This window comes from Wenzhouxiangella indolica (assembly GCF_042310355.1).
In the GTDB taxonomy this organism is placed as follows: Bacteria; Pseudomonadota; Gammaproteobacteria; order Xanthomonadales; family Wenzhouxiangellaceae; genus Wenzhouxiangella.
Genome location: NZ_JBHJMR010000001.1, coordinates 402,411 through 428,038 on the forward strand (window position 1 = coordinate 402,411; position 25,628 = coordinate 428,038).

Below are 25,628 nucleotides of genomic sequence, written 5' to 3' on the forward strand. Positions count from 1 at the left end.
GCCTTTGACCTTCCGGTTCAAGCATGCATATTCTGATCGCCAACGACGACGGGCTTCACGCGCCCGGGATTCAGCTGTTGTCCGAACGCCTGGTCGAACACTCCGACCAGGTCACGGTCGTCGCGCCCGACCGCGACCGCTCCGGAGCCAGCAATTCGCTCACGCTCGACCAGCCGATCCGGGTCGAAAAGCGCCGGGACGGCGTGTTCAAGGTTTACGGCACGCCGACCGACTGCGTTCATATCGCCATTACCGGCCTGCTCGGCGACGAGCCCGACATGGTGGTTTCGGGCATCAACGCCGGCGCCAACCTGGGAGACGACGTGCTCTATTCGGGCACGGTCGCTGCCGCCATGGAAGGCCGTTTTCTCGGGCTTCCGGCCATGGCCGTCTCCCTGGTCTACAGCGAGGGTCAGCCTCATCACTACGCCACGGCGGCCGAGGCGGCCTGTCTGCTGATGGCGCAGCTCAAGGAAAAGCCGCTGCCCGCCGATACGATTCTCAACGTCAACGTACCCGACTTGCCGTGGGAAGAGATCAAGGGCTTCGAAACGACGCGACTGGGACATCGTCATCGATCCGAGGACGTCATTCCGATCGAGGATCCGCGCGGGCGCCGGTTCTTCTGGATTGGTCCGGCGGGCTCGGAGGAGGACAACGGGCCGGGAACCGACTTTCACGCCGTGCGCAATCGCTACGTGTCGGTCACCCCGATCCATGTCGACCTGACGCGCTACCAGGCGCTCGACGACGTCAGTCACTGGATCGACGAACTCAACAGCGGGCGCTACCGCCAAGCGCGATGATGACGACGAGGGCGCACAGCGGGATCGGCATGACCTCGGAGGGCACCCGCCAGCGTTTGGTGCGGCGCCTGCGCGAAAAGGGCATCGGCGACGAGCACGTGCTGCAGGCGATCCTCGAAACCCCGCGCCACCTGTTCGTCGACGAGGCGCTGTCCTCGCGCGCCTACGAGGACACCGCCCTGCCGATCGGGCGCGGGCAGACGATCTCCCAGCCCTACGTGGTGGCGATGATGACGCAGGCGGTCATGCGTGATGAGCGGCTCGAAAAGGTGCTCGAGATCGGCACCGGCTCGGGCTACCAGGCCGCCATCCTGGCGCGCCTGGCCGACAAGGTCTTCACCACCGAGCGCATCGGCGAACTGCAACGCAGCGCCCGCCAGCGCTTTCACCGCATGGGCTTGCACAACATCTACACCCGGCACGCCGACGGCATGGAAGGCTGGGCCTCTCAAGCGCCCTTCGACGCCATCGTGGTCACCGCCGGCGGACGCATTCCCGAAGCCTTGTTCGAGCAGCTGGGCGTCGGCGGCGTTCTGGTCGCCCCCGAGCACGCCGACCATCACCAGCAGCTGGTCCGAATCACCCGGACAGAGACGGGCTTCGAGCGCGAGACGCTGGGCGCGGTGACTTTCGTGCCCTTGCTCGAGGGACTCGACTGACCCATGGCGAGCTGATCCCATGTTCCGGCGCCTCTACGATCGAGTGCTCGTCTGGTCGCGCCACCGCCACGCGCGGCGCTACCTGGCCGGGCTGAGCTTCGCCGAAGCGACCTTCTTCCCGGTTCCGCCCGACGTCATGCTGGCACCGATGGTGCTGGCCGAGCGTTCGGCGGCCTGGCGGCTGGCATTTCTGACCACGGCGAGCTCGGTTCTCGGCGGGTTGTTCGGCTACCTGATCGGCTGGCTGGCGATCGAGGCGGTGCTGCCCCTGATCGAGCGGGTCGGCTATCTCGACGCCTACCAGTCGGCGGTCGAGGCATTCGAAGCATACGGCGTGTGGTTCGTGATGATCGCCGGGTTCACGCCCATCCCGTTCAAGATCATCACCATTGCCGGCGGCGCCCTGGGCACCCCCATGCTGGGTTTCGTCGTCGGTTCCCTGGTCGGGCGGGGCGCGCGCTTCTATCTGGTCTCGGGCATTATCTGGGCCGGCGGCGAGCGCGCCGCGGAACGACTGGGCGACTGGGTCGACCTGATCGGCTGGCTGGTCGTTGCCGCGGTTGCCCTCGGTGGGCTGATCTGGTGGTTCTGGTAGGCACAAGAGCCGCATGGCCGCTGCTGCTGGCCGTGTTGCTGCTGGCCGCATGTGCGCCCTGGCAGCCGGGCCCGGACCGTCCGTCGCCCCAACGCGCCGAAGCAGACCGGCGCGTTGTCCAGGCGCCACCGGCCTGGTACCGGGTGCAGCGCGGCGACACGCTCTATTCCATAGCGTTTCGCTATGGTCTCGATTGGCGTCGGGTCGCGGACTGGAACGGGGTCGAGGCGCCTTACACCATTCGCGTGGGGCAGGAATTGCGCATGAGCGCGCCGCCGGCGCCGCCGTCGCAGCGGCAGGAAGCCGAGCAGACCACGCAGGCTCCGGCGCCGTCACCCGAGCCGGCGCCGGAACAGGATGATGCCCCCGAGCCTTCCGAATCCAGGGCGCCGCCGCCCGCCGGCGGCGATTCCTCGGATGCGGGGGAAACCCGAACGGTTGCCGGCGTGGGCTGGCAGTGGCCGACCGAGGGCCGCCTGGCCCGATCCTTCGATCCGGCCGATACCCGCAAGGGCATCGGACTGGCCGGTGCGGCGGGGCAGGATGTCGTGGCCGCGGCGGCGGGGCAGGTCGTCTACAGCGGCACGGCCCTGATCGGCTACGGCGAGCTGATCATCATCAAGCATTCCGACAAGCTCCTGTCGGCCTATGGCCACAACCGGCGCAGGCTGGTCGGTGAGGGGGATCGCGTCGAGCGCGGCCAGAAAATCGCCGAGATGGGCCGCAACGACCGCCGCGAAGAGATGCTTCACTTCGAGGTTCGCCGGGACGGCGAGCCGGTCAATCCCCTCGATTATCTTCCGAAGAGATGATCAGCGCCGCCAGGGCGCGGCGGTTTTCGCTCATCAAGACGTTGAAAGTGCGGGCGGCGGCGTCGAGGGTCATGCATTCGATACCGATGCCCCGACGGATGAAGCGGGCCTGCAGCTGCGGGGAAAGGAACTGCTGACGCTGCCCGACGCCGAGGATCACCAGCTCCGGCCCGAGTTCGACCAGGGTGGCGATGCCTGCCTCGTCCAGCTCGGACAGGTCCTTGATCGGCCAGTCCGGATCGAGGTAGCGCGCGCCGACAACCAGGCTCGATTCGTACCACTGGTCGGTCACGAACACGCGGCCCGGTTCGACGCCTCGAATCTGGTGGTAATTGCCGGCCGTGTGTTCGGTCAGTTCCATGGGACGGCTCGTTCAGCGGCGGGGCAGCTCGATCTTCGGTTTCTTCGGGTGCCGGCGGTACAGGCACACGACCTGGCCGATGCGGTGAACGAGCTCGGCACCGGTGGTCGAAACCAGCTCGTCGACCCAGGCGCTGCGCTGCTCGCGCTCGCCGCGCAGCTTGATCTTGATCAGTTCATGATGCTCGAGCGCCTGCTCGACCTCGAACAGCACGTTCTCGTTGAGCCCCTTGTCGGCCACCATCACCACCGGATGCAGGTCGTGGCTGAGGCCTCGCAGGTGCTTCTTCTGGACGTTGGTCAGGGGCATGGCGGGTGACGCTTGGATTGAGCCCGTAATGGTAACGTGAATCGGTTTCCGGGTTCCGGTTTGCGGTTTACGGTTTACGGTTTACGGGAAACAAGACGAAGCTCCGGAGTGGTTCGTGCGTAGCTACGCGTGTTCAAGATTTCTGGGCTCGTCCGTCGCGGATGTAACCGCGACCTACACGGATTCCGACCCGGCAACGCGGCGAAGCCGCCCCCCAACGCCCGGACGATGCCGCCGTAAACCGTAAACCGTAAACCGTTACTATCCCTGAACCAACGAACCAACGAACCAACGAACCACCCCCATGGACTGGAAGAAGCGCCAACAATCCGACCCCTACGTCAAGCGCGCCCGCGAGGCGGGCTACCGGGCGCGGGCGGCTTTCAAGCTGCTGGAGCTCGACGAGAAGGATCGGCTGTTCAAGCCGGGGCAGTTCGTGGTCGACCTGGGCGCGGCGCCGGGGAGCTGGTGCCAGGTGGCGCTGGAGAAGGTGGGCGTGCGGGGCCGGGTGGTCGCGCTCGACATCCTGCCCATGGATCCGATCGACGGTGTCGTGTTCATTGAGGGCGACTTTCGGGAGGACGAGCCGCTGGCGGCGCTGGAGACGGCGATGGACGGCCGTCGGGCCGACCTTGTGCTGTCCGACATGGCCCCCAATATCTCCGGTATCGGCCCGGCCGACCAGGCGCGCAGCATCCACCTGGCGGAACTGGCCGCGGCCTTTGCCGATGAGTGGCTGGATTCGACCGGCAGTTTCGTCGTCAAGGTGTTCCAGGGAGAGGGTTTCGATCCCTTCCTGGCCGAGTTGAAAGACAAGTACACGGCCGTTCGCGTTCGCAAGCCCCGCGCCTCGCGGGCTGAAAGCCGAGAGGTCTATATCGTCGCCAGCCGGCCGCGCGGTTGAACGCAGCCTTGATCGCATTGTCGTAGAATCTAGTTTCGAGGCTGACCCTGACTGACCGCTCCCAACGGAGACAAGCATTTTGAGTGATTTTGCCAAGAACCTGGTGATGTGGATCATCATCGCCGTCGTGCTGATGAGCGTGTTCAATCACTATTCACAGCCCGATGCGCAGCCGCGCGAGATGAGTTATTCGGTGTTCCTCGAAGAGGTCGAGAGCGGCAACGTGTCCAGCGTCGAGATCCAGGAAGGCAGCGGCGGCAAGACCATTACGGGTCAGACCGGCGACGGCCAGGAGTTCCGGGTCATGGCGCCGCGCGACGATGGCCTGATCAAGGACCTGCTCGACAACGACGTGCAGATCGAGGCCAAGCCGCCCGAGGGCCGATCCATCGTTCTCGATATCCTCATCAGCCTGCTGCCCGTGCTGGTGCTGGTGGGCCTGTGGGTCTACTTCATGCGCCAGATGCAGGGCGGCGCTGGCGGCCGGGGCGGTGCGATGAGTTTCGGCAAGTCGCGCGCCAAGCTCCAGGGCGAGGACCAGGTAAAGGTCACGTTCAACGACGTCGCCGGTTGCGAGGAAGCCAAGGACGAGGTGACCGAGCTGGTCGACTTCCTGCGCGACCCCGGCAAGTTCCAGCGCCTGGGCGGCCATATTCCCAAGGGCATCCTGATGGTCGGCCCGCCCGGTACCGGCAAGACCCTGCTCGCGCGCGCCATCGCGGGCGAGGCCAAGGTGCCGTTCTTCTCGATTTCCGGTTCCGATTTCGTCGAGATGTTCGTCGGCGTGGGCGCTTCGCGCGTTCGCGACATGTTCGAGACGGCCAAGAAGCACGCCCCGTGCATCATCTTCATCGATGAACTCGATGCGGTCGGCCGCCAGCGTGGTGCCGGCCTCGGCGGCGGTCACGACGAGCGCGAACAGACGCTCAACCAGCTGCTGGTCGAAATGGACGGTTTCGAGGGCAACGAAGGCATCATCATGATCGCGGCCACCAACCGGCCGGACGTGCTCGACCAGGCGCTGCTGCGCCCCGGTCGGTTCGATCGCCAGGTGGTCGTGCCGCTGCCCGACCTGAAGGGTCGCGAGCAGATCGTCAAGGTCCACATGCGCAAGCTGCCGCTGGGCGACAACGTCGATGCCCGCGTCATCGCGCGCGGCACCCCCGGTTTCTCGGGGGCCGACCTGGCCAACCTGGCCAACGAGGCGGCCCTGTTCGCCGCCCGCGAGGACAGCAAGGCCGTTGAGCAGCGACATTTCGAGCTGGCCAAGGACAAGATCATGATGGGCGCCGAGCGCAAGTCGATGGTCATGTCCGAGGAAGGCAAGCGCCTGACCGCCTTCCACGAAGCCGGGCACGCGATCGTGGGCCGCATCGTGCCCGAGCACGACCCGGTCTACAAGGTCACCATCATTCCGCGCGGTCGCGCCCTGGGCGTGACCATGTTCCTGCCCGAGGAAGACAAGTACAGCCTGAACAAGACCGAACTCGATTCGCAGCTGGCCAGCCTGTTCGGCGGCCGCGTGGCCGAGGAACTGATTTACGGCAAGGAGAAGGTCACGACCGGGGCATCGAACGACATCGAGCGCGCCACGGCCATCGCACGCAACATGGTCTCGAAGTGGGGCCTGTCCGACGAGCTCGGCCCGCTGTCGTATGACGAAAACGAGGACGAGGTCTTTCTCGGTCGCTCCGTGACCCAGCACAAGAACATCTCCGACGAGACCCATCGCAAGATCGACGCGGAAGTTCGCAAGATCATCGATTCGGCCTACGGTCGCGCCAGGGAGATCCTGACCGAGTACGACAAGCAGCTGCACCTGATGGCCGACGCGCTGATGCGCTTCGAGACCATCGACTCGAGAATGATCGACCAGATCATGAACGGCGAAGAACCCGACCCGCCCGAAGGCTGGAACGACAGCGAACCGCCGAGCGGCGGCGACGGCGACGACAAGGGTGATGAGGAGCCCTCGGGGCACCCAGCGATGGGGTGATTCTGGTTGGCTGGTTCGCTGGTTGGCTGGTTCGGCATCCGGGACGGTTGGGAGGCGGCACTGCCGCGAAAGTACGGATGGCAAACCGATGTGAAACCTTCTCCATCGGTCTCGCGGCATAGCCGCCCCGCAACGCTGCCGGTTGTCGAACTAGCCAACCAGCGAACTAGCGAACCAGCCAACGTTCCAAGCCGTTGGCTCTACGCGTCACGCTGCTCCTGCGCCAACAATACCCGCTTCCTTTCGATTCCCCATCGATAGCCCCCGAGGCTTCCGTCCGCGGCCACTACCCGGTGGCAGGGCACGATGACCGCCGCCGGATTGGCGCCGCAGGCCTGCGCCACGGCCCGGGCGCCGCCGGGCAGGCCCACCTGGCGGGCCAGTTGGCCGTAGGTCAGCGTCGAGCCGGCCGGAATCTGCTGCAATGCCGCCCAGACCTTACGCTGGAAGACGGTGCCGCGCAGGTCCAGCGGTAGCGCCTCGGCCGGTCTTCGACCTCCATCAATCAGGGCCAGCACGGACTCGAGCGTCGCGCTGAACGTCGAATCGCCCGCGCGCCGCTCGGCGCGCGGAAAACGCTTGGCCAGTTCGGCCTCGAGTCGGGCGTCGGTTTCGCCCAGCAGCACGGCGCACAGCCCGCGGGCGGTCGCGGCAACCAGCACCCGGCCGAGATGGCATTTGGCCGTGGCGAATCGCACGACCTCACCGGCGGCGCCGCGCGCGAGCTTCGAGGGCTGCATGCCCAGGCCGTCGCGTGCGGCCTGGTGGGCACGGCTCGCCGAGCCGAAGCCGGCCTCGCAGGCCGCCTCGGTGACACCCAGGCCGCTGCGCAGCAGCTGGCCGAAGCGGTCGATGCGGGAATGACGCAGGAACTGTCCCGGACTGATCCCGAAGTGGCGCCGGAACAGGCGCTGGAAGTGGCCGCGGCTGTAGCCGGTCAGGCTCGCCAGCCCGGCGACGTCGATGTCGAAGTCGTCAACCGCGGCGGTCCTGAGCGCCTGGGCCAGTCTCTGCGTTTGAAGGTCGGCATCGTCCATGGCGAAAGCATATCGCCGCCGACGCCCGCGCGCATTCCGATTCGTGACCTCATTTCCCCGGCCGCGGGCTTCGGCGAGGGCGCCCGACACGATAAAATGCCCGGCTGGATTTCCGACCCCCGCGAGACCATGACCGATTCGCTCGAACAACGCCTGCAGCAAGCGCACGCCACCGGCCGGACCCTGGTCATGGGCGTGGTCAACGTCACGCCCGATTCCTTTTCCGACGGCGGCGAGTTCCTGGCGCCCGACCGGGCCGTTCGTCACGCGCTCGCGCTGGTCGAAGCCGGGGCCGATACTCTCGACGTGGGCGGGGAGTCGACCCGGCCGGGCGCCGCGCCGGTCGACGAGTCCGAGGAGCTTCGGCGCGTCCTGCCGGTCATCGAGGGCATCGTTGCGGCCACCGCGGTGCCGGTCTCCATCGACACGGCCAAGCCGGGCGTCATGCGTCGCGCGGTCGCCGCCGGTGCGGCGATGATCAACGACGTCAACGGTCTGCGGGCCGACGGCGCCCTCGAGGCCGCCGCCGAACTCGCCGTGCCGGTGTGCATCATGCACATGCTCGGCGAACCGCGCACGATGCAGAAGAACCCGAGCTACGCGTCGGTGGTTGACGATATCCGCGACTTTCTGCGCGAACGGGTGGACGCTTGTGAGCAGGCGGGCGTTCCGGCCTCGCGCATCGTGCTCGACCCCGGCTTCGGGTTCGGCAAGACCCTGGCGCACAACCTGGAACTGCTGGCGCGGCTCGACGCGCTGGTGGCGCTGGGCTTCCCCGTCCTGGCCGGCATGTCGCGCAAGTCGATGCTCGGCAAGATTACCGGCCGCGAGGACCCGTCTCAGCGCGTTGCTGCCTCGGTGGCCGCGCATCTGCTCGCCGCGCAGAAAGGGGCAGCGGTGGTCCGCGTCCACGACGTGGCCGAGACGGTGGACGCGCTCAAGGTTCTGCAGGCGGTCGAGGCAAGCCCGGTAAGCACCGTAAACTCGTAAACTAGGGGGATGACGACAATGAAGTATTTCGGAACCGACGGCATACGCGGTCGCGTGGGCGAGCCACCGATCACGGCCGATTTCGTGCTCAAGCTCGGCTGGGCCGCCGGCAGCGTGCTGGTCGAGGCCTTCGGCGAGGACGCCACGGTGGTGATCGGCAAGGACACCCGTATATCCGGCTACCTGTTCGAATCGGCGCTGGAAGCCGGATTCGCCGCCGCCGGGGTCGATATCCTGCTGCTCGGTCCGATGCCCACCCCGGCCATCGCGCACCTGACGCGCAGCATGCATGCCGCCGCCGGGATCGTGATCTCGGCCTCGCACAATCCCTTCGAGGACAACGGCATCAAGTTCTTCTCGGGTGAAGGGCAGAAGCTGGGGGACAGCTTGCAGACCGCGATCGAGGCCCGCCTGGACGCGCCCTTCAAGCAGGTGAGTCCCGAGCGGCTGGGCAAGGCGCACCGCATGGAAGACGCGGTCGGACGCTACGTCGAGTACTGCAAGGGCACCGTCACCTGGGGCACCCGGCTCGATGCGCTGCGGATCGTGGTCGACTGCGCCAACGGCGCAACCTATCGCATCGCCCCGGAAGTCTTTCGCGAGCTCGGCGCCGAGGTCATCAGCATTTTCGACCGGCCCGACGGGCTCAATATCAACCGCGAGTGCGGCTCGACCCATCCCGAGAATCTCGCGCGCATGGTCACCGCCGAGCGAGCCGACCTGGGCGTGGCCTTCGACGGCGACGGCGACCGGGTGATCATGGTCGACCACCGCGGCGAGCTGGTCGATGGCGATCAGATCCTGTATGTCCTGGCGCAGGCCCGGCACGCCAACGGCGGCCTCCACGGCGGCGTGGTGGGTACCGTGATGAGCAATTTCGGCCTCGAGCAGGCGTTTTCCGAACACGGCATCGAATTCGTGCGCAGCGCGGTCGGTGACCGGCACGTTCACGAGGCCCTGGTCGAACGCGGCTGGGTGCTCGGGGGCGAGTCGTCCGGACACATCCTGTGCCTGGACCGGGCCACCACCGGCTGCGGCATCGTCAGCGCCCTGCAGGTCCTGGAGGTCGTCGCGGCAAGCGGCCGCAAGCTGGCCGAACTCGTCTCGGGCATGACCAAGTGCCCGCAGGTCATGATCAACGTCCCCAGCGGCGGCAACGGCCGTTCCGTGCTCGACGGCAACGAGCAGATCGACTCGGCGGTACGCCGGGTCGAGGAGGAACTCGACGGACAAGGGCGGGTTATCCTGCGCCCGTCCGGCACCGAACCGCTGGTTCGCGTGACGGTCGAAGGCTTCGATTCGCAACAGGTTCAACGGCTGGCCGAGGAACTGGCCGGCTCGGTCAAACAGGCATTGGTAGCATGACGACACACGACACCGGTATTCCCGTACTTTCCCTGGCCGACTTCGACGGCCGACGCGGCGATTTCAGCGACGCGCTCGGCCAGGCATGGCGCGAATTCGGCTTTGTCGGCATCACCGACCACGGCATCGACCAGAAGATCATCGACGATGCCTACGATGCTTTCCGGGAATTTTTCGCCCTGCCCGAAGACACCAAGATGCGCTATCAGCAGCCCGGCAAGGGTGGTGCGCGCGGCTACACCGGCTTCGGGGTGGAACACGCCAAGGGGCGGGAAGTGCCGGATCTCAAGGAGTTCTGGCACGTGGGCCGTGAACTGGCGCCCGGCAACAACCCGCACCCCGATATCCTGTTGCCGAACCTGTGGCCCGAGGAAGTCGCGGGCTTCAGGGAGCGGGCGACGGCCGTCTACAACTCGCTGGAGTCGGTCGGCGATCGCGTGCTTTCCGCGGCCGCCTGCGACCTGGGCCTCGAGCCGGACTGGTTCGCCGACAAGACCCATTACGGCAACTCCATCCTGCGCCCGCTGCACTACCCGCCGATCGACAATGCCCCGGAAGGCGCGGTACGCGCCGCCCGGCACGAAGACATCAACCTGATCACCCTGCTGGTCGGCTCGCGCGAGCAGGGTCTGGAAATCCTCACCCGCGACGGGCGCTGGGTTGCCGTGACCACCCTGCCGGGCACCATCGTGGTCAACGTCGGCGATATGCTGCAGCGCCTGACCAACCATGTCTATCCCTCGACCACGCACCGGGTGGTCAACCCGCCGGGCGAGGCGGCGAAGCGTTCGCGCTACTCGATCCCCTTTTTCCTCCACCCGAACCCGGATTTCGTCATCGAGACGCTGCCCGGCTGCGCCAGCGAAGATAATCCCGACCGCTACAAGCCGATCGCCTCGCACGACTACCTGCTCGAGCGCCTGCGCGAAATCGGCTTACTCAAGTAGGGAGGCTCTTCCAAATATCGTGTGGTTCGTCACCAGCTGAGAGGAAACCGTAGTACAACAAGGCAACCACCGAAATCACCGAAGACACCGAAGACACCGAAGAAGCGCTCAGCGTCGCGGGACGCTGTAGGCTTGCGGGTCGAAACGCCGCAGTCGGCGCCGGAAGTCGAACGTGAAACCCGGCCAGATGGTGGTGTTGCGCCCCGAGCCGGGGTGCAGGTACCAGCTGCTGCAGCCGCCAGCGTTCCACACCGAACGCGACAGTCGCCGTTCGATCCACTCGTTCCAGCCTGCTTGCGCTTCCTGTCTGACCTCCAGCGGCTCGTCGTCGGACCCGAGATGATCCAGCGCCGAGAGCAGGTAGCGGATCTGCGACTCGATCATCAATAGCACCGAGCTGTGTCCCAGCGCCGTGTTCGGGCCGAGCAGGATGAACAGATTGGGAAAGCCGTGCACGGTCGTGCCCTTGTAGGCGGCCGGCCCGTCGCGCCACTGGCGGGCCAGGTCGCGGCCGCCGCGACCGAGAATCATGCCTTCCGGCACCGGTTCGGTGGCGCGAAAGCCGGTGGCCAGGATCAGCGTGTCGATCTCGTGATGCCGGCCATCGGCGTCCACGACGCCGGTGTCGGTCACGCGCTCGACCGACCGGTCGACCAGCGTGACGTTGTCGCGGTTGAAGGCCGGGTAGAAGTCGTCGGAGAGGATGACCCGCTTGCAGCCGATGTCGTAATCCGGCCGCAGTGCCCGGCGAGTGCGGGGGTCGGCGACCTGGCGGCGGCGATGCCGATCGGCCAGCCAGCGATGCCCGGCGCCGAGCCAGTGCCAGCGCATCAGGGCCGGCACCCGCAGTTCGTTGCGCGCGAAGATCGTGAACCGGGCCAGGCGCAGCAGGAAGGGAAAGCGGCGGAACAGGCGGCGCCTCAGCGGCCCGATCGGCCGGTCGCGGCGCGGAATGATCCAGGCCGGCGTGCGCTGGAAGACCGTCAGCTGCCCGGCCCGTCTTGCCACTTCCGGCACGAGCTGGGCGGCCGAAGCGCCGGTGCCGACCACGGCCACACGTTGTCCGGTCAGGTCGAGCTCGTCGGGCCACTCCTGGGAATGCACAACCCGTCCGGCAAACGCATCGAGTCCCGGAAACTGCGGCCAGGCCGGCCGCGAAAGACCGCCGATCGCGCTCACGAGTACATCGGCGGTGTAGTGCCGGTCCTGGCCGTCGGTCAGTCGCCAGTAGCCGTCCGAGTCCTGCCACCGGGCCTGCATGATCTCGGTGCCGCTGAGCAGGCGGGGTTTCAGTTCATGCTGATCGACCAGGCGTTCCAGGTAGGCCTGGATCTCGCGGCGCGGCGCGAAATGCCTCGTCCAGTCCGGGTTGGGGGCGAAGGACAGCGAGTAAAGCCGCGAGGGTACGTCGCAAGCGCAGCCGGGGTAGCGGTTGACCCACCAGGTGCCGCCGACTCCCCCGGATTTCTCGAATATCCGGAAGTTCGTCTCCCCCCGCTCTCGCAGTCGAATTGCCGTACCGATACCGGCGAACCCGGCGCCGACAATGGCGACATGGAAGTGGCTGGAGTCCGAAGGCATCGTCAGGTCAGTTTACCCCGAAGCGCTGCGGTTCATTGATCGAAACGAACATCCCAAAGAGTATTACTTGTGGCTTCCAACTGACTGATAAGTTGGCTTTTGTACACTTCATCCATTGTGTGAAGTGCCGAAGGATACGTGGCGGCTGCGCGACCTTGGTTTTTGAGGTTTGCTCGTCTGTGTGGATTGGTTCCGGGGCACCCGCAGTGGCTTGGTTTTCAGCACTGCCATTGTTTCGATCATTCGAATTTCGGTCATTCAAATTTGTTTGGTACTTGGTGCTTGGGATTTGAAAATTTCCGAGCTTGATCGAAAGCCATAGCGCCATCGGTTGCCGGTTTCGTTCCTAAATCCTCGCCACCTTCACCCGCCCCTTCGCAAGATCCCTCATATGATCCGCAAAGGCCTGGCGGCTGGCGGCGGGGATGGTCACGATCAGGGTCAGGCCGTCGCTATCGTAGTCCTCGTCGAGTTTGTCGCCCTCGAACGTCGACAGGGCGTGGTGGGCGGCATCGACAAACTCGAAGGGCAGGCTCAGGCGCAGCCGGACCTTGGGAACGATGGGCGCGGCCTCGGCGGTGCGAAGTGCCTCGTTGGCGGTGCCGCCGTAGGCTCTTGCAAGGCCGCCGGTGCCGAGTTTGGTGCCGCCGAAAAAGCGGGTGACCACCACGACGGTGAAGTCGTAGCCCTGGCTCTCGATCGCCTGCAGGATCGGGCGGCCTGCCGTTCCGCCGGGCTCGCCGTCGTCGTCGAAGCGGTAGTTGTCGCCGATCAGCCAGGCCCAGCAGTTGTGATTGGCGCCCGGGTCGCTGACGCGCTCGATGAACGCTTTGGCCGCGTCCTCGTCGTCGGCCGCCGCCGCGTGGGCGATGAACCGGCTCTTCTTGATCTCGGCCTCGAGGCTGACCGGTGCGATCAGGCGATGGCTCATTTCAGGCTGGCGTCCCGGGGCTCGGTCACGACCTCCGCATCGACTTCAAAAGAATCCATCAGGATATTGATTTTGTTGCCTTTGTTGAATTGCTGTCTCTCGGTCATCGCCTGGCCCTCGGGATCGCGGACGACGGCATAGCCGCGTTCGAGCACGGCCAGCGGGCTGACGTTGTTGAGCGAGCGGGCAACCGCCGCCAGCTGCTGCTGGCGCCGTTCCAGCGCCTGCCTCGCAGCGCGTTCGAGCCGCGCCCCCAGGGCGTCGAGCTGGTGCTCGAGTTGTTCGAACTGCCGCCTGGGATGGCGGGCGAGCAGGCGGCCATCGAGGCTCCGCAGCTGCCGATCGCGCATGTCCAGCTGGCGCTTGATGGCCAGCTCGCTGCGTCGTTCGAGTTCCGTGCCGCGCCGCGCGAGTTCGTCCAGGCGGCGTTCGGGGTGCTGCTGCCGGAGTCGGTTCTCGGCGTGGTCGAGCCGCTGCATCTGCCGCTGCAGCAGCTGATCGATGGCGCGCTGCAGGCGAGACTCCTGGCGGCCCAGCTGGACCAGAAGTTCGGGGCCGTCGGGCGTGGCGGCAACCGCCGCGGCCGTCGGCGTGGGCGCGCGCAGATCGGCGACGAAGTCGGCGATGGTGAAGTCGGTTTCGTGGCCGACGCCGCTGATGACCGGGGTCTTGCAGGCATGAATGGCGCGGGCCAGGTTCTCGTCGTTGAAGGCCCACAGATCCTCGAGCGAACCGCCGCCGCGTGCCAGCACGATCACCTGGCCGAAGCCGTGCCCGTCGGCGGCCAGCAGCGCGCGAACCAGTTCGGCCGGGGCCGCCTCGCCCTGCACCTGGCTGGGGTAGACGCGCACCCTCGCGCGCGGCCAGCGCTTTTCCAGGGTCTGCAGGATGTCGCGGATGGCCGCCCCGGAGGGCGAGGTCACGACGCTGATCCGTTCGGGCCAGCGCGGCAGGGCTTGCTTGTGTTCGTCGGCGAACAGGCCCTCGCCCTCGAGCTTCTTCTTCAGCGCCTCGAACGCCTGGGCCAGCGCGCCGGCACCGGCTTCGAGCATGCCGTCGGCGATCAGCTGATAGTCACCGCGCGGTTCGTAGAGGCTCAGCCGCCCGCGCACCAGCACCTGCGTGCCGTTTTCCGGCCGAAAGCCCATTCCGGCGGCGTTGCCGCGAAACAGGGCGCAGCGGATCTGGGCGCGCTCGTCCTTGAGCGTGAAGTACATATGCCCGGATGGCGGTCGGGCCAGGTTGGAAATCTCGCCCGACAGCCAGAGCCTGGGAAATCCCGCCTCGATGTGGAAGCGGACTTCCTTGTTCAGTTCGGCAGGCCGATAGACGCGGGTTTCGGGTCCGGGGGCGGGGAGTGACATGGGGCGGGATTATACCGCCGCTGCGAGCCGCTCTCATCGACCGGCTTGAGCAGGCCGAGGAAGCGCTGGGTGGAAGCGCGCCACGAAAACGCGGCGGCGAACTCGACGCAGCTGTCGCCGTCGATCGACAAGGCGCGAAAGACCGCCTCGCGCAGGTCCTCGTCGAGCGCGCCATTGCCGCCGTCGGTGATCAGGTCGGCCGGGCCGGGCACGGGGAAGGCGGCGACCGGGACGCCGCAGGCCATGGATTCGAGGATGACCAGGCCGAGCGTGTCGGTCCGGCTCGGAAAGACGAAGACATCGGCCGAGCTCATCAGGCCGGCCAGCTCTTCGCCGTGCCGGTAGCCAAGGAAGTGGACGCCGGGGTAGCGCTCTTCCAGCTCGGCGAGCGCGGGGCCGCCGCCGATGACAACCTTCGAGCCGGGCAGGTCCAGTTCCAGGAAGGCCTCGATATTCTTCTCGACCGCCACTCGCCCGACGTAGAGACTGATCGGGCGGGGCAGGCAGAGCCGATCGCGCTCGCGCGGCCGGAAAAGCCGGGTATCGACGCCGCCGGGCCAAACGTGCAGGTTTCTGAAGCCACGCTCGGCCAGCAGTGTCTTCTGGGTCTGCGTGCGGACGAAGGTTCGGCTCGCGCGGGAGTGGAACCAGCGCATCCAGGCGTAGCTGAGGCCCAGGGGAACGGGCGCGCGCATGCGAAGATACTCGGGAAAGCGCGTGTGATAGGAGGTCGTGAAGGGCAGGCCGTGGCGCCGACACCAGCGGCTCGCCGCCAGGCCCAGCGGGCCCTCGGTGGCGATATGGACGGCGTCGAAGGGGCCGCCGGCCATGGCGAGTCGCATCTGCTTGCGCGGCCGCAGCGTCAGGCGGATCTCCGGGTAGCCCGGGCAGGGCAGGGTGCGGCCGGCCGGCGACAGCACGGTCACCCGGTGTCCCAGCTCGACCAGGGCATCGCGGGTGCGCTCGAGCGTGCGTACCACGCCGTTGACCTGCGGCGCCCAGGCGTCGGTGACCAGGAGTATGTTCATGCCGCTTTGACCGCGTCCGGGGTCGGGGCGTGCTTGCGCCGCGGCGGCAGGCGCTTGACCACTTCCTGCACGTCGCTGGAGCGGATCAGCTCGATCGTGCCGTCGTGGTGCTCGATCAGGGCCGTGCAGCTCTCCACCCAGTCGCCGCAGTTGAGGTAGATGACCTCCTCGCCGACGGCGATCTCGGGGCGATGGATATGGCCGCAGACCAGGCCGTCGACCTCGTTCTTCTCGGCCGAACGGCGCACGGCCTCCTCGAAGTTGGACATGAACTTGACCGCCTTCTTCACCCGCTGCTTGAGGTAGGCGGCCAGCGACCAGTGATCGCGCCCCATTTTCGTGCGCGCCCAGTTGACCAGGCGATTGAGCTTGAGCAGCCCGTCGTAGAGCCGCGAGCCGATCAGGCCCAGCAGCGGCGAGCTGACCACGGCGGCGTCGAACTGATCGCCGTGCAGCACCAGCAGGCGGCGACCGTCGGCGGTTTCGTGAATGATTTCGTTGGTGACCTCGATATTGCCGATGGTCATGCCGTCGTACTGGCGCATGGCCTCGTCGTGATTGCCGGGCACGAAGACCACGCGCGTGTCGTGCTTGGCCTTGCCCAGCAGCGAGCGGATGACGTTGCTGTGGCTCTGCGGCCAGTGGCGCTTCTTCTTGAGGTACCAGAAATCGACGATATCGCCGACCAGGTAGAGGGTCTCACAGCGCATGTCGCGAATGAAATCGAGCAGGTAGTCCGCGCTGCAGCCGGGAAAGCCCAGGTGCACGTCGGAGATCCAGATCGTACGGACGTTGCGCTTGAATGGAAACGGGTTGCGCTGTGTCATGTCGCCACCTCGGAAAGGATGTGACTGCAGGCTAGGATGGGTGCGTGGCAGGTCGGTGACAAGCGCTTGACGAAACCGTGACGGCGATGGAGACTGGCCGGCGTTGTCCCGACTGCCTGAATCGATTCCGCCATGTCACGCATTGCCCTGTCCGTCCTGCTCCTGCTCGTTTCCCTGATCGCCCGTGCCGTCGAGCCCGGCGCGATTGTCAACGCACGCATTCATACCATGAACCCGGATGCCCCGCTTGTCCAGGCGATGGCCTGGGACGGGCAGGGGCGCATCACCTTCCTGGGTCAAGCCGACCAGCTGGCGGCCGAGCATCCCGGGCTCGAAACCCTCAACGCCGGCGGCAGGACCATCCTGCCGGGGCTGATCGACGCCCACGGGCACGTCATGGGCATGGGCCTGGCGAGGCTGCAGGCCGACCTGAGCGCCGCCGACAGTCTCGAGGCCGCCATCGAGATGCTCGAGGCACACGCCGAGACCTTGCCCGAAGGCGCCTGGCTGACCGGGCGCGGCTGGGATCAGACGCGCTGGAAAGGCCAGGCCTTTCCGACGGCCGCCGACCTCGACGAGGTCTTTCCCGACCGCCCGGTCTGGCTGGTGCGCGTCGATGGCCACGCCGGCTGGGCCAATTCGGCCGCGCTCGAGCGCGCGACAAAAGACCTGTCGGGCGAATGGCAGCCGCAGGGCGGGTCGATTCACCGCGACGACGGCGATCGGCCGACCGGCATCCTGATCGACACGGCCATGCGCTTTGTCGAGGACGCCATGCCGGCCGCCGGCGAAACAGTGCGCGAACGCGCGCTCGAGCTGGCGCTGGAAGAGATGGCCCGCTTCGGACTGACGGGCGTGCACGACATGGGCGCGAGCCTCGAGGACTTCAGGCTCTACCGCCGGCTCGACGCCGCCGGCGAGCTGTCGGTGCGCATCACCGCCTTCGCCGACGGCGACGAGGCCATGCTGGACTGGCTGTGCGAGAACGGCCAGTACCAGTCAGATCGACTGAACGCACGCTCGGTCAAGCTCTACGCCGATGGCGCCCTGGGCAGCCGCGGCGCGGCCCTGCTCGACGAATACAGCGATGATGCCGACAACAGCGGTCTGCTGTTCGAGTCCGACGACGACCTCCAGGCCCTGGTGGACCGGGCGATGGGCTGCGGCCTGCAGTTGGGCATCCACGCCATCGGCGATGCCGCCAACCGGCAGGTGACCGATGCCATCGCCGTCGGCAAGGAGGCCCATTCCGATAATCCCGGCCGCCACCGCATCGAGCACGTCCAGATCATCCATCCCGACGATATCCCGCGCCTGGCCGATCACGAGATCATCGCCAGCATGCAGCCCATCCACGCCACCTCGGACATGCGCTGGGCCGGCGATCGCCTGGGCGAAGCGCGCCTCGAAGGCGCCTACGCCTGGGCGACCATGCTCGAGCAGGGCATTCACCTGGCCCTGGGCTCCGACTTCCCGGTCGAACCGGTCAACCCCTGGCTGGGCGTCCACGCCGCCGTCACCCGCCAGCGCGACGGCCTGCCGCCCGGCGGCTGGCGCCCGCAGGAGGCCCTGACGCTCGAGCAGGCGCTGCGCGGCTTCACCCGCGATGCGGCCTATGCCGGGTTCGCCGAAGAAGAAGTCGGCAGCCTGGCGGTCGGCAAGCAGGCCGACTTCATCACGGTGGATGCCGATCCCTTCGAAGTGGAAGCCTCCGGCCTGGCCGATGTCGAAGTTTTGCAGACTGTCGTCGCTGGCGAGACGGTCTTTCAAAAGATGGAATGAAGGAACCGCGGATGAGCGCGGATGAACGCGGATGAACGCAGATAAGGAGAAAATCACCAGGAGGATTGTCCATCTGCGTTAATCTGCGTTCATCTGCGGTTAGATCATTTTTTGCCTTAGGCTCCAGGATCACATTTGTGAACAGTACTGACTCCGACTCCAGCTCCGAATCCCACCGCCTGATCCTGCGCCAGTCGCGGATCGAGGACTACGACGACATCGCCGAGATCATGGACCGGGTCTACAAGGGCCTGGACGGCGCCTGGGAGCGCGAGCAGTTCGAGTCCCAGGTCACGCGTTTCCCGGAAGGCCAGATCTGCATCGAGGACAACGGCAAGGTCGTCGCCGCGGCGATTTCCCTGATCGTCAAGTACAGCCGCTGGGGGCAGGAGCACCGCTACTGGGATATTGTCGGTAACGGCTACCTGACCACCCACGACCCCAAGGGCGACGTGCTCTACGGAGTCGATGTGTTCGTCCATCCGGATTACCGTGATCTCAGGCTGGGCCGACGCCTCTACGATGCGCGCAAGGAGTTGTGCGAGAACCTCAACCTGCGCGGTATCGTCGTCGGCGGGCGGATCCCGGGCTATCGCCATCACGCCGAAGAAATGACGCCGCAGCAGTACGTGGCGCGGGTGCGAGCCCGCGAGCTCGTCGATCCGATTCTGACCTTCCAGCTGGCCAACGAATTCCAGGTTCGGCGCATCGTGCGCGGCTACCTGCCCGATGACCGCGATTCCGCCGGTTACGCCGTCCTGCTGGAGTGGGTCAATATCTACTTCGACGAGGGCGCGCAGAAGATGATCGGCGGGCGGCCGTCGGACGTACGCGTCGGCGCGGTGCAGTGGCAGATGCGTCCGATGAAGACGCTCGACGACCTCTACAGCCAGATCGAGTATTTCGTCGATGCCGTTTCCGGCTACCAGGCCGATGTTGTCCTCTTTCCCGAGTTCTTCAACGGCCCGCTGATGGCGCCCTGGAACGACCAGGGCCCGGCCGAGGCCGTGCGGCAGCTAGCCGGCTATACCGAGACCATCCGCGACCAGATGCTGAAGTTCGCGGTGTCCTACAACATCAACATCATCGCCGGGTCCATGCCGGAGTACGACGGCGAACGCCTGCGCAACGTCTGTTACCTGCTGCGGCGAGACGGCACCTGGGATCGCCAGTACAAGGTCCACGTCACGCCCGACGAGGTCAGCTACTGGGGCCTGAAAGGCGGTGACAAGGTCAAGGTCTTCGACACCGACTGCGGCAAGATCGGCATCCTGGTCTGCTACGACGTGGAGTTCCCCGAGCTGCCGCGTCTGCTGGCCGACGGCGGCATGAACATCCTGTTCGTGCCCTACTGGGTCGATACCAAGAATTCCTACCTGCGCGTTCGGCGTTGCTCGCAGGCACGCGCGATCGAGAACGAGTGCTACGTCGTCATCACCGGTTCGGTCGGCAACCTGCCCAAGGTCGAGAACATGGACATGCAGTATTCCCAGGCCGCGGTGTTTACGCCCTCGGATTTTGCCTTCCCGCACGATGCCATCGCGCATGAGGCCACGCCCAACACCGAGACCATGCTCATCGCCGACCTCGACCTCGACAACCTGCGCGAGATTCGCTCGCACGGTTCGGTGCGCAATCTCGCCGATCGCCGCCACGACCTGTACGAGCTGCGCTGGAAGGACGGGGACGAATAACGGCCCGGTAACGCAAGGCTTGTTAGGATGCAGTCTGGCTCGAAGGCAGGAGTTGTTCAGTGAATACCATCATCTGGGTCGTCATAGGCCTGGTCGTCGGCGGTGCAATCGGTGCCGGACTGGTATGGATGCTGGCCGTGCGTCGCGCCGGCCCGATGTCGGTCAACGAAATGAAGAAGGAGAACGCGCGCTTTCGCGAAGAGGTCAATGCCCACTTCGTCCAGACGGCCGAGTTGATCAACGAACTGACCGACAGCTACAAGAAGGTGTTCGACCACCTCAGCGACGGCGCCGATCGCCTGGTCGACAGCGAGGCGGTGCGCGAGCGCATGCCGCAGGTCGGCCACAGCGAGGTGCGGCTGCGTCATATCGGGGCGCCCAGGGACTATCGTCCTTCCGGGCCATCCGGGCCATCCGGGCCATCCGGGCCCTCCGGCCGGACACCCGGAGTTTCAGAACCCCGGTCGTCGACCAACAAAGGCGATGACCCGGAAGTTTCCGTCAAGGAAGACGCCGTCGACCAGGACTCCGGGAAGAAAGACGCGCCCTGAAAGACTCGATTCAAAAGCGCCGGCTGTAGACCAGCGACCAGGAGTTGATGCCCTGGTTGGGGTCTTCCAGCCCGGCGTTCGAGTAATGAATCACACGCAGCCGCAGCGCGTCGCGTTCGCTGAGCTGCACGCCCAGGGCGAAACGGTCTTCAAAATGTGCCTGCGAGCCCAGATCGCGGTCGCCCACCTGATCGTCGCTGAAGTAGGCCGCCCCGATGCCGGCCTCGATAAACGGCTGCCAGCCGTCGGCGTTGAAGCGATAGACGAACACCGGCGAGACCGATAGGGACTGCTCGTCGCTGCCGAAGCGCCCGGCTTCCCACCAGGTATACGCCACGTTCCAGTAGCCGCCCAGATGCCCGGTCTGGCTTTCGAACCAGCGCCTGTCCCAGTCGAAAGCCAGGCTGATGTTCGCCGTGGTTTCACCCTGGCTGGTCACGCCGGGGGCGACCAGCAGCTCGGCGGCACCGGCCGAACCCGAAAGCATCGAGACGAACAACAGGCCAGGCAACGCCAGGCCGGCGGTCTTGCGGGTAATCAACTGCACTACGAACTCCTCCGAAGCGATTCGCCAAGGCCGGTAGATTACCCCAACCGCCGGAAACTGGATCTTGTTTTGTGCCACTAGCCGAAAAAACCTAATTGTCCACAGATGAACACAGATGAACACAGATGAAAGAATGAAACCCGCATTCGAGAACCTGTCTACAGACTGGAAACGGGAACCAATGATCAAGGATTTCATTGTTTTTTGTTTAGTCAGTATCTGTGTTTATCTGTGTTCATCTGTGGACAAAAAGGTTGTAAAGCGAAGCGCCACCGGACACCGGCTACTGCCTACCGCCCGGAAGCGCCCGCCCGCCGTTCGTTGAATTTCAGGATCGTCACCAGCAGCGCCGGCAGGAAGGTCAGGGTCACGACGGTCGCGAACAGCAGGCCGGACAGGACAACCACGCCGACCCCGCGATAGAGCTCGGTGCCTTCGCCGGGGATGAATACCAGGGGTGCGAGGCCGAACAGGGTCGTGATCATCGACATCATGATCGGACGAATACGCGTGGCCACGGCCTCGCGAACCGCTTCGACCGCGTCGGTCACGCCCTCGCGCAGGTTGCGCAGGGTGCGGTCGACGATCAGGATCGGGTTGTTGACCACCACCCCGAGCAGGATCAGAAAGCCGAGCATGGTGATCATGTCGAAAGGCTGGCTGATCTGCGCGCCGCCAACAAGGGGCAGCAGGCTGCCCACGCCGTTGAGCAGGGCCAGGCCGCCGATCCCCCCGGCGATACCCAGCGGCACCGAGGTCAGGATCACGAAGGGCCAGCCCCAGTGCCCGAAGATGGCAACCATGACCAGCGCACACAGGATGATCGCCACGATGTAATTGCCGCCGAGTGCGGCGCGCGTTTCCATCAGCTGGTCGCTGGCACCGGAGATGTCGAGGCTCATTTCATCGGCCAGGTGGCCCTCGCGGGCAAGCCAGTCGACGACTTCCGTCTGGACCTCGCCCAGGGCGGTTTCCAGCGCGACCGAGCGCGGCGGGATGATGTTGAGCGTGACGGTTCGGCGGCCGTTGAGCCGGCGGATGGCGTCGGTGTCGACCGTCTCGACCACCTCGGCCAGGCTGGAAAGCGGCACCACGCCGGCGTTGGGCACGTGCACCGGCAATTCCTCGATCCGGTCGAGCCGCTGCTGGTTGCCGGCCTGGCTGAACAGGAAGATGTCGATCTTGTCGTCACCGCGGAAGTACTCGTCGATGAAGGCGCCGTCGGTCAGGGCCGCCACGGAGAAGCCCAGGTCGGCGCCGTCGATGCCCATCTCGGCGGCGCGGTCCCAGTGCGGTCGAATTTCGACCAGCGGCTGGTCCAGCGACAGCGAGGAGGGCGAGGATCCCAGCCGGGGATTGTCGAACAGGTCCTCGGCGCGATCGTAGGCCAGTCTCGCCACGCGGTAGATGTCGGCCAGCTCGCGCCCGGTGATATCGAGGTTGACGCTGCGCGTGCCGCCGTCATTGCTGGAGATGATTGAGCCGCGGCTGACGAAAGCGCGCATGCCGGGGTAGGTCTCGTAGTGCGCCTCGATGGCGCTCATCAGGTCCTCGATGTGACCGGGATCGACCGATTCGGCCAGCACCCAGATACTGTCGGTGCTCACGCGCAGGTTGAAGTAGGCAATGGCCGGCACCTCGGCCTCGCCGCGCTCGAAGCGCGCCGGATCATCGTCGACGAAAGGCATCAGGTAGTCCTCGACCCGCTTGCCGATGCGCCGCATTTCCTCGAGGTTGTAGCCGGGCGGGGCGATCAGGGTGGCGAAGGTCTTGGGCTCCTCCCCCTCGGGCAGGTATTCGGCCGGTGGGGTGAGCACGACAATGATCAGGCCCACGCCGACGAGGACCGCCGCCAGGGTGGCCCAGCGCCGCCGGGCCGATTCGATCAGCCAGCCCACGCCGCCGAGCAGCTTGTCGCGCAGGGCGTGGCCGTGCGCCCGCCCGGACTCGCGCACGCCGAAGTTCAGGCGGGCACTCAGGGTCGGGACGACCGAGATGGCGACCAGCATGCTCGCCAGGATCGACGCCGAGATCGCCACGGCCACGTCGGAATAGAGTTGCCCGGCTTCCTGCCGGATGAAGAAAATGGGGGCGAACACCAGCACCGTGGTCATGGTCGAGGCCAGAACCGCCGGCCAGACCTGCCTGACCCCGTCGATGGCGGCGGCCAGTCGGTCCAGGCCTTCGCGCCGCCGCCGCTCGATCGCCTCGAGCACGACGATGCTGTTGTCGAGCGTCATGCCGACAGCGAATGCCACGCCGGCGAGCGAGATGACGTTGATGGTGCGCCCGGCCGCCAGCAGTCCGAGGAAGGCGGCGATGGTGCAGATCGGCACGCCGACCACGCCCACGAGTGTTGCCCCGAACGAGCGCAGGAACAGGAACATGACCAGAGTAGCCAGCACCGCGCCGATGATCAGGTTCTGCCATACGTTGGCCACCGAGGCCTCGACGTAGCGCACGTCGTCGCTGGTCAGGGCCATCTGCATGCCCGCCGCCGCCAGCACTTCCTCGTTGATGCGCTCGACTTCGGGCAGGATGGCGCGCTTGATGTCGATGACGTTGGAGCCGGGTTCGCGATCGACCGAGATGCTCAGGCTCGGTCGGCCCCCGGCAAAGCTCAGGCTGCGCTGCTCGTAGTAGGACTCCTCGACCCGGGCGACGTCCTCGAGCCGGACCAGGCTGTCGCCCTGGCGGTCGACGATCAGGCGCTCCATCTCTTCGAGGCTGTCGAATCGCCCGACCGTGCGCAGCAGGTAGCGGCGCTTGCCCAGCTCGACGTCGCCGGCGGAGGTGTCGCGATTGCGCCCGCGCACGGCATCGCGCACCCGGGTGAGCGTGATGCCGCGCTCGGCCAGGGCGCCCGGGTCGACCAGGATGCGGATCTGGCGTTCGGCGCCGCCGCCGATGTTGATGCGCGAGACCCCGTCGACCCGCTCGAGGCGCGGGCGCACGTTGTCATCGAGAAAGTCGTACATCAGCCGCATGTCGAGCTCGAAGGGATTGCCCTCCAGCGGCGTGATCCGGAAGTACATGAAGGAATTCTGCGAAAAGGAGCTCGCCTCCAGCCGTGGTTCGTCGACGTTCTCCGGGTAGGACGGCACCTGGCTGAGCGCGTTGTTGACGCGGATCAGCGCCTCGTTGATGTCGGTGCCGAAGGGAAATTCCAGCTCGATCTCGGCGCTGCCGTAGCTGGCCGTCGAGATCATGCGATCGAGGCTGGGGATGCCGCGCAGGTACTGCTCCTGCTCGATCAGGATTTCTTTTTCGATATCCTGCGGTGTCGCGCCCGGCCAGTTGGTCTCGACGCCGATAACGCGCACTTCCAGGTCGGGAATCATCTGCACCGGGATGCGCAGGGCCGCGAGAACCCCCAGCACGGCAATGATCAGCACGACCACGGTGACGATGATGCCGTGGCGGATGATGCCTTCGAACATCAGGACTCGCCCTCGACGATTCGGATGCGTTCATCCTCGCTGAGGACTTCGTTGCCGCGCGTGACGACGCGAACGTCCTCGGGCAGCGTGTCCTCGAGTTCAACGACATCGCCGATATTGCGCCGCACGATCACCTCGCGCTCGGCGACGCGATCGGAGCCTTCCTCGACGATCCAGATCGTGGTGGTGCCGTCGGGGTAGCGCAGGATGGCGTCGCGCGGGACGCGCACGCTGGTCTCGTCGCGCTCGATCGTGACCTCGACACCGGCCGACATGCCCGGCGTGATGGCCCCCGTATCGTCGCTGACCAGAAGCCGGAGCAGGAAGGTGCGGGCGGTGGGGTCGCTGACCGGTACGCGGGCGTGGACGCGGGCGTTGAGTTCGCGCTCGGGATCGACGTCCGCCCAGGCCCGGACGGACACCTTGTCGCGATCACGCAGCTCCGACCAGTAGCGCTGCGGAACGCGCACATCCAGCCACAGCTCGTCGACCTTGACCAGCTCGACCACGGCCGAGCCCGGGGCCACCCATTCGCCGCGGTCGAAATGGCGCCGGCTGATGATGCCGTCGTAGGGCGCGTGCAGGCGATGGCGTTCGAGCCGCTCGCGCTCTCGCGACAATTCGCTTTCGGCGCGCGCCAGCGCCGCCTCGGCCAGCACCACGGCTGACTCGCGGGCGCGGCGCTCGGTCTCCGGGAAGAAGCTGTCGTCGCCGAGGCGGCGCGCCTCGGCCGCCAGCCGTCGGTCTTCGGCGAGCGATGCGGCGGCCTCGTCGCGCGCGGCCTCGGCCCGGGCCACATCCTGCTCGACCAGGCCCGCGTCGAGCTCGAGCAGCAGGTCGCCCTGTTCGACGGCGTCGCCGGCATCGACATGGATGGCGGCGATCAGGCCGGACTCCTGTGTCGACAGGCCCGAGACCTGGCGCGCGAGAAGATTACCGGTCATGCGCAGCGACTCGGTGCTGCGGCCGGTGCTCGGCTCGACCACCGTCACCGGCGTCTGTCCCCAGGCGGAAACGACCTGGCCGCCGGCAAGGGCGACCAGCACGAAAAGTACTGCGAGACGTTTCATTGGTCCGAATCCATCGCGTCGGTCACTCGCTG

23 protein-coding genes are annotated in these 25,628 nt (G+C 66.3%); 12 read left to right on the top strand and 11 right to left on the bottom strand.

Annotation, left to right across the window (positions count from 1 at the left end; all coding sequences use genetic code 11):
• Window positions 1-23: 23 nt before the first annotated feature.
• Genes surE through ACDC67_RS01925 form a run of 4 tightly spaced genes read left to right on the top strand, consistent with a single transcriptional unit; the run spans window position 24 to window position 2,872 of the window.
• The gene (surE, locus tag ACDC67_RS01910; RefSeq protein ID WP_376690136.1) at window positions 24-806 is read left to right on the top strand and encodes a 5'/3'-nucleotidase SurE; all 783 of its coding nucleotides are present in this window, start codon (window positions 24-26) and stop codon (window positions 804-806) included.
• Entirely contained in the window at window positions 806-1,465 is a 660-nt protein-coding gene (locus ACDC67_RS01915; protein ID WP_376690560.1) for a protein-L-isoaspartate(D-aspartate) O-methyltransferase, read from the top strand. The genes surE and ACDC67_RS01915 overlap by 1 nt, the downstream gene beginning before the upstream one ends.
• 19 nt (window positions 1,466-1,484) lie before the next feature.
• Window positions 1,485-2,060, top strand: coding sequence for a YqaA family protein (locus ACDC67_RS01920; RefSeq protein WP_376690137.1), 576 nt, complete (start codon window positions 1,485-1,487; stop codon window positions 2,058-2,060).
• Window positions 2,048-2,872 carry a peptidoglycan DD-metalloendopeptidase family protein gene (locus ACDC67_RS01925; RefSeq protein WP_376690138.1) on the top strand — a complete coding sequence of 275 codons (825 nt, stop codon included), beginning with the start codon at window positions 2,048-2,050 and terminating at the stop codon, window positions 2,870-2,872. Before ACDC67_RS01920 ends, ACDC67_RS01925 begins: the two co-directional genes overlap by 13 nt.
• Here ACDC67_RS01925 and ACDC67_RS01930 read toward each other — a convergent pair.
• On the bottom strand, window positions 2,841-3,233 hold the full coding sequence (locus tag ACDC67_RS01930; protein ID WP_376690139.1) for an Mth938-like domain-containing protein: 393 nt from the start codon (window positions 3,231-3,233) through the stop codon (window positions 2,841-2,843). The two genes, ACDC67_RS01925 and ACDC67_RS01930, sit on opposite strands and share 32 nt — an antisense overlap.
• Before the next feature lie 12 nt (window positions 3,234-3,245).
• Window positions 3,246-3,542 (bottom strand): ribosome assembly RNA-binding protein YhbY, encoded by a 297-nt coding sequence (yhbY, locus tag ACDC67_RS01935; RefSeq protein ID WP_376690140.1) that lies wholly within the window; start codon window positions 3,540-3,542, stop codon window positions 3,246-3,248.
• A 304-nt stretch (window positions 3,543-3,846) separates the two neighbouring features.
• Here yhbY and ACDC67_RS01940 point away from each other — a divergent pair, with 304 nt between their 5' ends.
• Both ACDC67_RS01940 and ftsH read left to right on the top strand, forming a co-directional pair.
• Complete coding sequence (locus ACDC67_RS01940) at window positions 3,847-4,446, top strand: RlmE family RNA methyltransferase (RefSeq protein ID WP_376690141.1); 600 nt, start codon at window positions 3,847-3,849, stop codon at window positions 4,444-4,446.
• A 79-nt stretch (window positions 4,447-4,525) separates the two neighbouring features.
• The gene (ftsH, locus tag ACDC67_RS01945) at window positions 4,526-6,442 is read left to right on the top strand and encodes an ATP-dependent zinc metalloprotease FtsH (RefSeq protein WP_376690142.1); all 1,917 of its coding nucleotides are present in this window, start codon (window positions 4,526-4,528) and stop codon (window positions 6,440-6,442) included.
• Between the two features lie 200 nt (window positions 6,443-6,642).
• Here ftsH and ACDC67_RS01950 read toward each other — a convergent pair whose 3' ends face one another.
• Complete coding sequence (locus tag ACDC67_RS01950) at window positions 6,643-7,479, bottom strand: methylated-DNA--[protein]-cysteine S-methyltransferase (RefSeq protein WP_376690143.1); 837 nt, start codon at window positions 7,477-7,479, stop codon at window positions 6,643-6,645.
• 96 nt (window positions 7,480-7,575) lie between these two features.
• On the opposite strand from ACDC67_RS01950, the gene folP reads away from it, so the two are divergent.
• From folP to ACDC67_RS01965, 3 genes are read left to right on the top strand one after another with little or no spacing between them, the layout of a single operon-like run.
• Complete coding sequence (gene folP / locus ACDC67_RS01955) at window positions 7,576-8,469, top strand: dihydropteroate synthase (RefSeq protein ID WP_459117364.1); 894 nt, start codon at window positions 7,576-7,578, stop codon at window positions 8,467-8,469.
• A gap of 18 nt (window positions 8,470-8,487) precedes the next feature.
• Window positions 8,488-9,834 carry a phosphoglucosamine mutase gene (gene glmM / locus ACDC67_RS01960; protein ID WP_376690144.1) on the top strand — a complete coding sequence of 449 codons (1,347 nt, stop codon included), beginning with the start codon at window positions 8,488-8,490 and terminating at the stop codon, window positions 9,832-9,834.
• Entirely contained in the window at window positions 9,831-10,781 is a 951-nt protein-coding gene (locus ACDC67_RS01965; protein ID WP_376690145.1) for an isopenicillin N synthase family dioxygenase, read from the top strand. The genes glmM and ACDC67_RS01965 overlap by 4 nt, the downstream gene beginning before the upstream one ends.
• Window positions 10,782-10,889: 108 nt before the next feature.
• Here the strand turns inward: ACDC67_RS01965 and ACDC67_RS01970 are convergent, their stop codons facing one another.
• The 5 genes from ACDC67_RS01970 to ACDC67_RS01990 form a co-directional block, all read right to left on the bottom strand.
• A complete protein-coding gene (locus tag ACDC67_RS01970; protein ID WP_376690146.1) occupies window positions 10,890-12,362 on the bottom strand; it encodes a flavin-containing monooxygenase in 1,473 nt (490 codons plus the stop codon).
• Between the two features lie 346 nt (window positions 12,363-12,708).
• Window positions 12,709-13,293 (bottom strand): IMPACT family protein, encoded by a 585-nt coding sequence (locus tag ACDC67_RS01975; RefSeq protein ID WP_376690147.1) that lies wholly within the window; start codon window positions 13,291-13,293, stop codon window positions 12,709-12,711.
• Window positions 13,290-14,657 carry an exodeoxyribonuclease VII large subunit gene (gene xseA, locus ACDC67_RS01980; RefSeq protein WP_376690148.1) on the bottom strand — a complete coding sequence of 456 codons (1,368 nt, stop codon included), beginning with the start codon at window positions 14,655-14,657 and terminating at the stop codon, window positions 13,290-13,292. The genes ACDC67_RS01975 and xseA overlap by 4 nt, the downstream gene beginning before the upstream one ends.
• Window positions 14,603-15,685, bottom strand: coding sequence for a glycosyltransferase family 4 protein (locus ACDC67_RS01985; protein WP_376690150.1), 1,083 nt, complete (start codon window positions 15,683-15,685; stop codon window positions 14,603-14,605). Before ACDC67_RS01985 ends, xseA begins: the two co-directional genes overlap by 55 nt.
• The gene (locus ACDC67_RS01990; protein ID WP_376690151.1) at window positions 15,682-16,512 is read right to left on the bottom strand and encodes a UDP-2,3-diacylglucosamine diphosphatase; all 831 of its coding nucleotides are present in this window, start codon (window positions 16,510-16,512) and stop codon (window positions 15,682-15,684) included. The genes ACDC67_RS01985 and ACDC67_RS01990 overlap by 4 nt, the downstream gene beginning before the upstream one ends.
• Window positions 16,513-16,644: 132 nt before the next feature.
• Here ACDC67_RS01990 and ACDC67_RS01995 point away from each other — a divergent pair, with 132 nt between their 5' ends.
• The 3 genes from ACDC67_RS01995 to ACDC67_RS02005 all read left to right on the top strand — a co-directional run bounded on the left by ACDC67_RS01995 (window position 16,645) and on the right by ACDC67_RS02005 (window position 20,539).
• On the top strand, window positions 16,645-18,294 hold the full coding sequence (locus ACDC67_RS01995; protein WP_376690153.1) for an amidohydrolase: 1,650 nt from the start codon (window positions 16,645-16,647) through the stop codon (window positions 18,292-18,294).
• 230 nt (window positions 18,295-18,524) lie between these two features.
• Window positions 18,525-19,988: a GNAT family N-acetyltransferase gene (locus ACDC67_RS02000; protein WP_376690563.1), complete on the top strand. Its 1,464-nt coding sequence runs from the start codon at window positions 18,525-18,527 to the stop codon at window positions 19,986-19,988.
• A 59-nt stretch (window positions 19,989-20,047) separates the two neighbouring features.
• Window positions 20,048-20,539, top strand: a complete 492-nt coding sequence (locus ACDC67_RS02005) for a Z-ring associated ZapG family protein (RefSeq protein ID WP_376690154.1) — start codon at window positions 20,048-20,050, stop codon at window positions 20,537-20,539.
• A 10-nt stretch (window positions 20,540-20,549) separates the two neighbouring features.
• On the opposite strand, the gene ACDC67_RS02010 is transcribed toward ACDC67_RS02005, so the two are convergent.
• The 3 genes from ACDC67_RS02010 to ACDC67_RS02020 all read right to left on the bottom strand — a co-directional run bounded on the left by ACDC67_RS02010 (window position 20,550) and on the right by ACDC67_RS02020 (window position 25,596).
• Window positions 20,550-21,086 (bottom strand): acyloxyacyl hydrolase, encoded by a 537-nt coding sequence (locus ACDC67_RS02010; protein WP_376690155.1) that lies wholly within the window; start codon window positions 21,084-21,086, stop codon window positions 20,550-20,552.
• A gap of 290 nt (window positions 21,087-21,376) precedes the next feature.
• Complete coding sequence (locus ACDC67_RS02015; RefSeq protein WP_376690157.1) at window positions 21,377-24,526, bottom strand: efflux RND transporter permease subunit; 3,150 nt, start codon at window positions 24,524-24,526, stop codon at window positions 21,377-21,379.
• The gene (locus ACDC67_RS02020; protein ID WP_376690159.1) at window positions 24,526-25,596 is read right to left on the bottom strand and encodes an efflux RND transporter periplasmic adaptor subunit; all 1,071 of its coding nucleotides are present in this window, start codon (window positions 25,594-25,596) and stop codon (window positions 24,526-24,528) included. Before ACDC67_RS02020 ends, ACDC67_RS02015 begins: the two co-directional genes overlap by 1 nt.
• Window positions 25,597-25,628: the final 32 nt, after the last annotated feature.

Bases quoted from the DNA above. Each gene is read 5' to 3' on its own strand.
- surE (WP_376690136.1), top strand. From the start codon at position 24: ATGCATATTCTGATCGCCAACGACGACGGGCTTCACGCGCCCGGGATT.
- ACDC67_RS01915 (WP_376690560.1), top strand. From the start codon at position 806: ATGACGACGAGGGCGCACAGCGGGATCGGCATGACCTCGGAGGGCACC.
- ACDC67_RS01920 (WP_376690137.1), top strand. From the start codon at position 1,485: ATGTTCCGGCGCCTCTACGATCGAGTGCTCGTCTGGTCGCGCCACCGC.
- ACDC67_RS01930 (WP_376690139.1), bottom strand. From the start codon at position 3,233: ATGGAACTGACCGAACACACGGCCGGCAATTACCACCAGATTCGAGGC.
- yhbY (WP_376690140.1), bottom strand. From the start codon at position 3,542: ATGCCCCTGACCAACGTCCAGAAGAAGCACCTGCGAGGCCTCAGCCAC.
- ACDC67_RS01940 (WP_376690141.1), top strand. From the start codon at position 3,847: ATGGACTGGAAGAAGCGCCAACAATCCGACCCCTACGTCAAGCGCGCC.
- ACDC67_RS01950 (WP_376690143.1), bottom strand. From the start codon at position 7,479: ATGGACGATGCCGACCTTCAAACGCAGAGACTGGCCCAGGCGCTCAGG.
- folP (WP_459117364.1), top strand. From the start codon at position 7,576: ATGCCCGGCTGGATTTCCGACCCCCGCGAGACCATGACCGATTCGCTC.
- glmM (WP_376690144.1), top strand. From the start codon at position 8,488: ATGAAGTATTTCGGAACCGACGGCATACGCGGTCGCGTGGGCGAGCCA.
- ACDC67_RS01965 (WP_376690145.1), top strand. From the start codon at position 9,831: ATGACGACACACGACACCGGTATTCCCGTACTTTCCCTGGCCGACTTC.
- ACDC67_RS01970 (WP_376690146.1), bottom strand. From the start codon at position 12,362: ATGCCTTCGGACTCCAGCCACTTCCATGTCGCCATTGTCGGCGCCGGG.
- ACDC67_RS01975 (WP_376690147.1), bottom strand. From the start codon at position 13,293: ATGAGCCATCGCCTGATCGCACCGGTCAGCCTCGAGGCCGAGATCAAG.
- xseA (WP_376690148.1), bottom strand. From the start codon at position 14,657: ATGTCACTCCCCGCCCCCGGACCCGAAACCCGCGTCTATCGGCCTGCC.
- ACDC67_RS01985 (WP_376690150.1), bottom strand. From the start codon at position 15,685: ATGAACATACTCCTGGTCACCGACGCCTGGGCGCCGCAGGTCAACGGC.
- ACDC67_RS01990 (WP_376690151.1), bottom strand. From the start codon at position 16,512: ATGACACAGCGCAACCCGTTTCCATTCAAGCGCAACGTCCGTACGATC.
- ACDC67_RS01995 (WP_376690153.1), top strand. From the start codon at position 16,645: ATGTCACGCATTGCCCTGTCCGTCCTGCTCCTGCTCGTTTCCCTGATC.
- ACDC67_RS02000 (WP_376690563.1), top strand. From the start codon at position 18,525: ATGGACCGGGTCTACAAGGGCCTGGACGGCGCCTGGGAGCGCGAGCAG.
- ACDC67_RS02015 (WP_376690157.1), bottom strand. From the start codon at position 24,526: ATGTTCGAAGGCATCATCCGCCACGGCATCATCGTCACCGTGGTCGTG.
- ACDC67_RS02020 (WP_376690159.1), bottom strand. From the start codon at position 25,596: ATGAAACGTCTCGCAGTACTTTTCGTGCTGGTCGCCCTTGCCGGCGGC.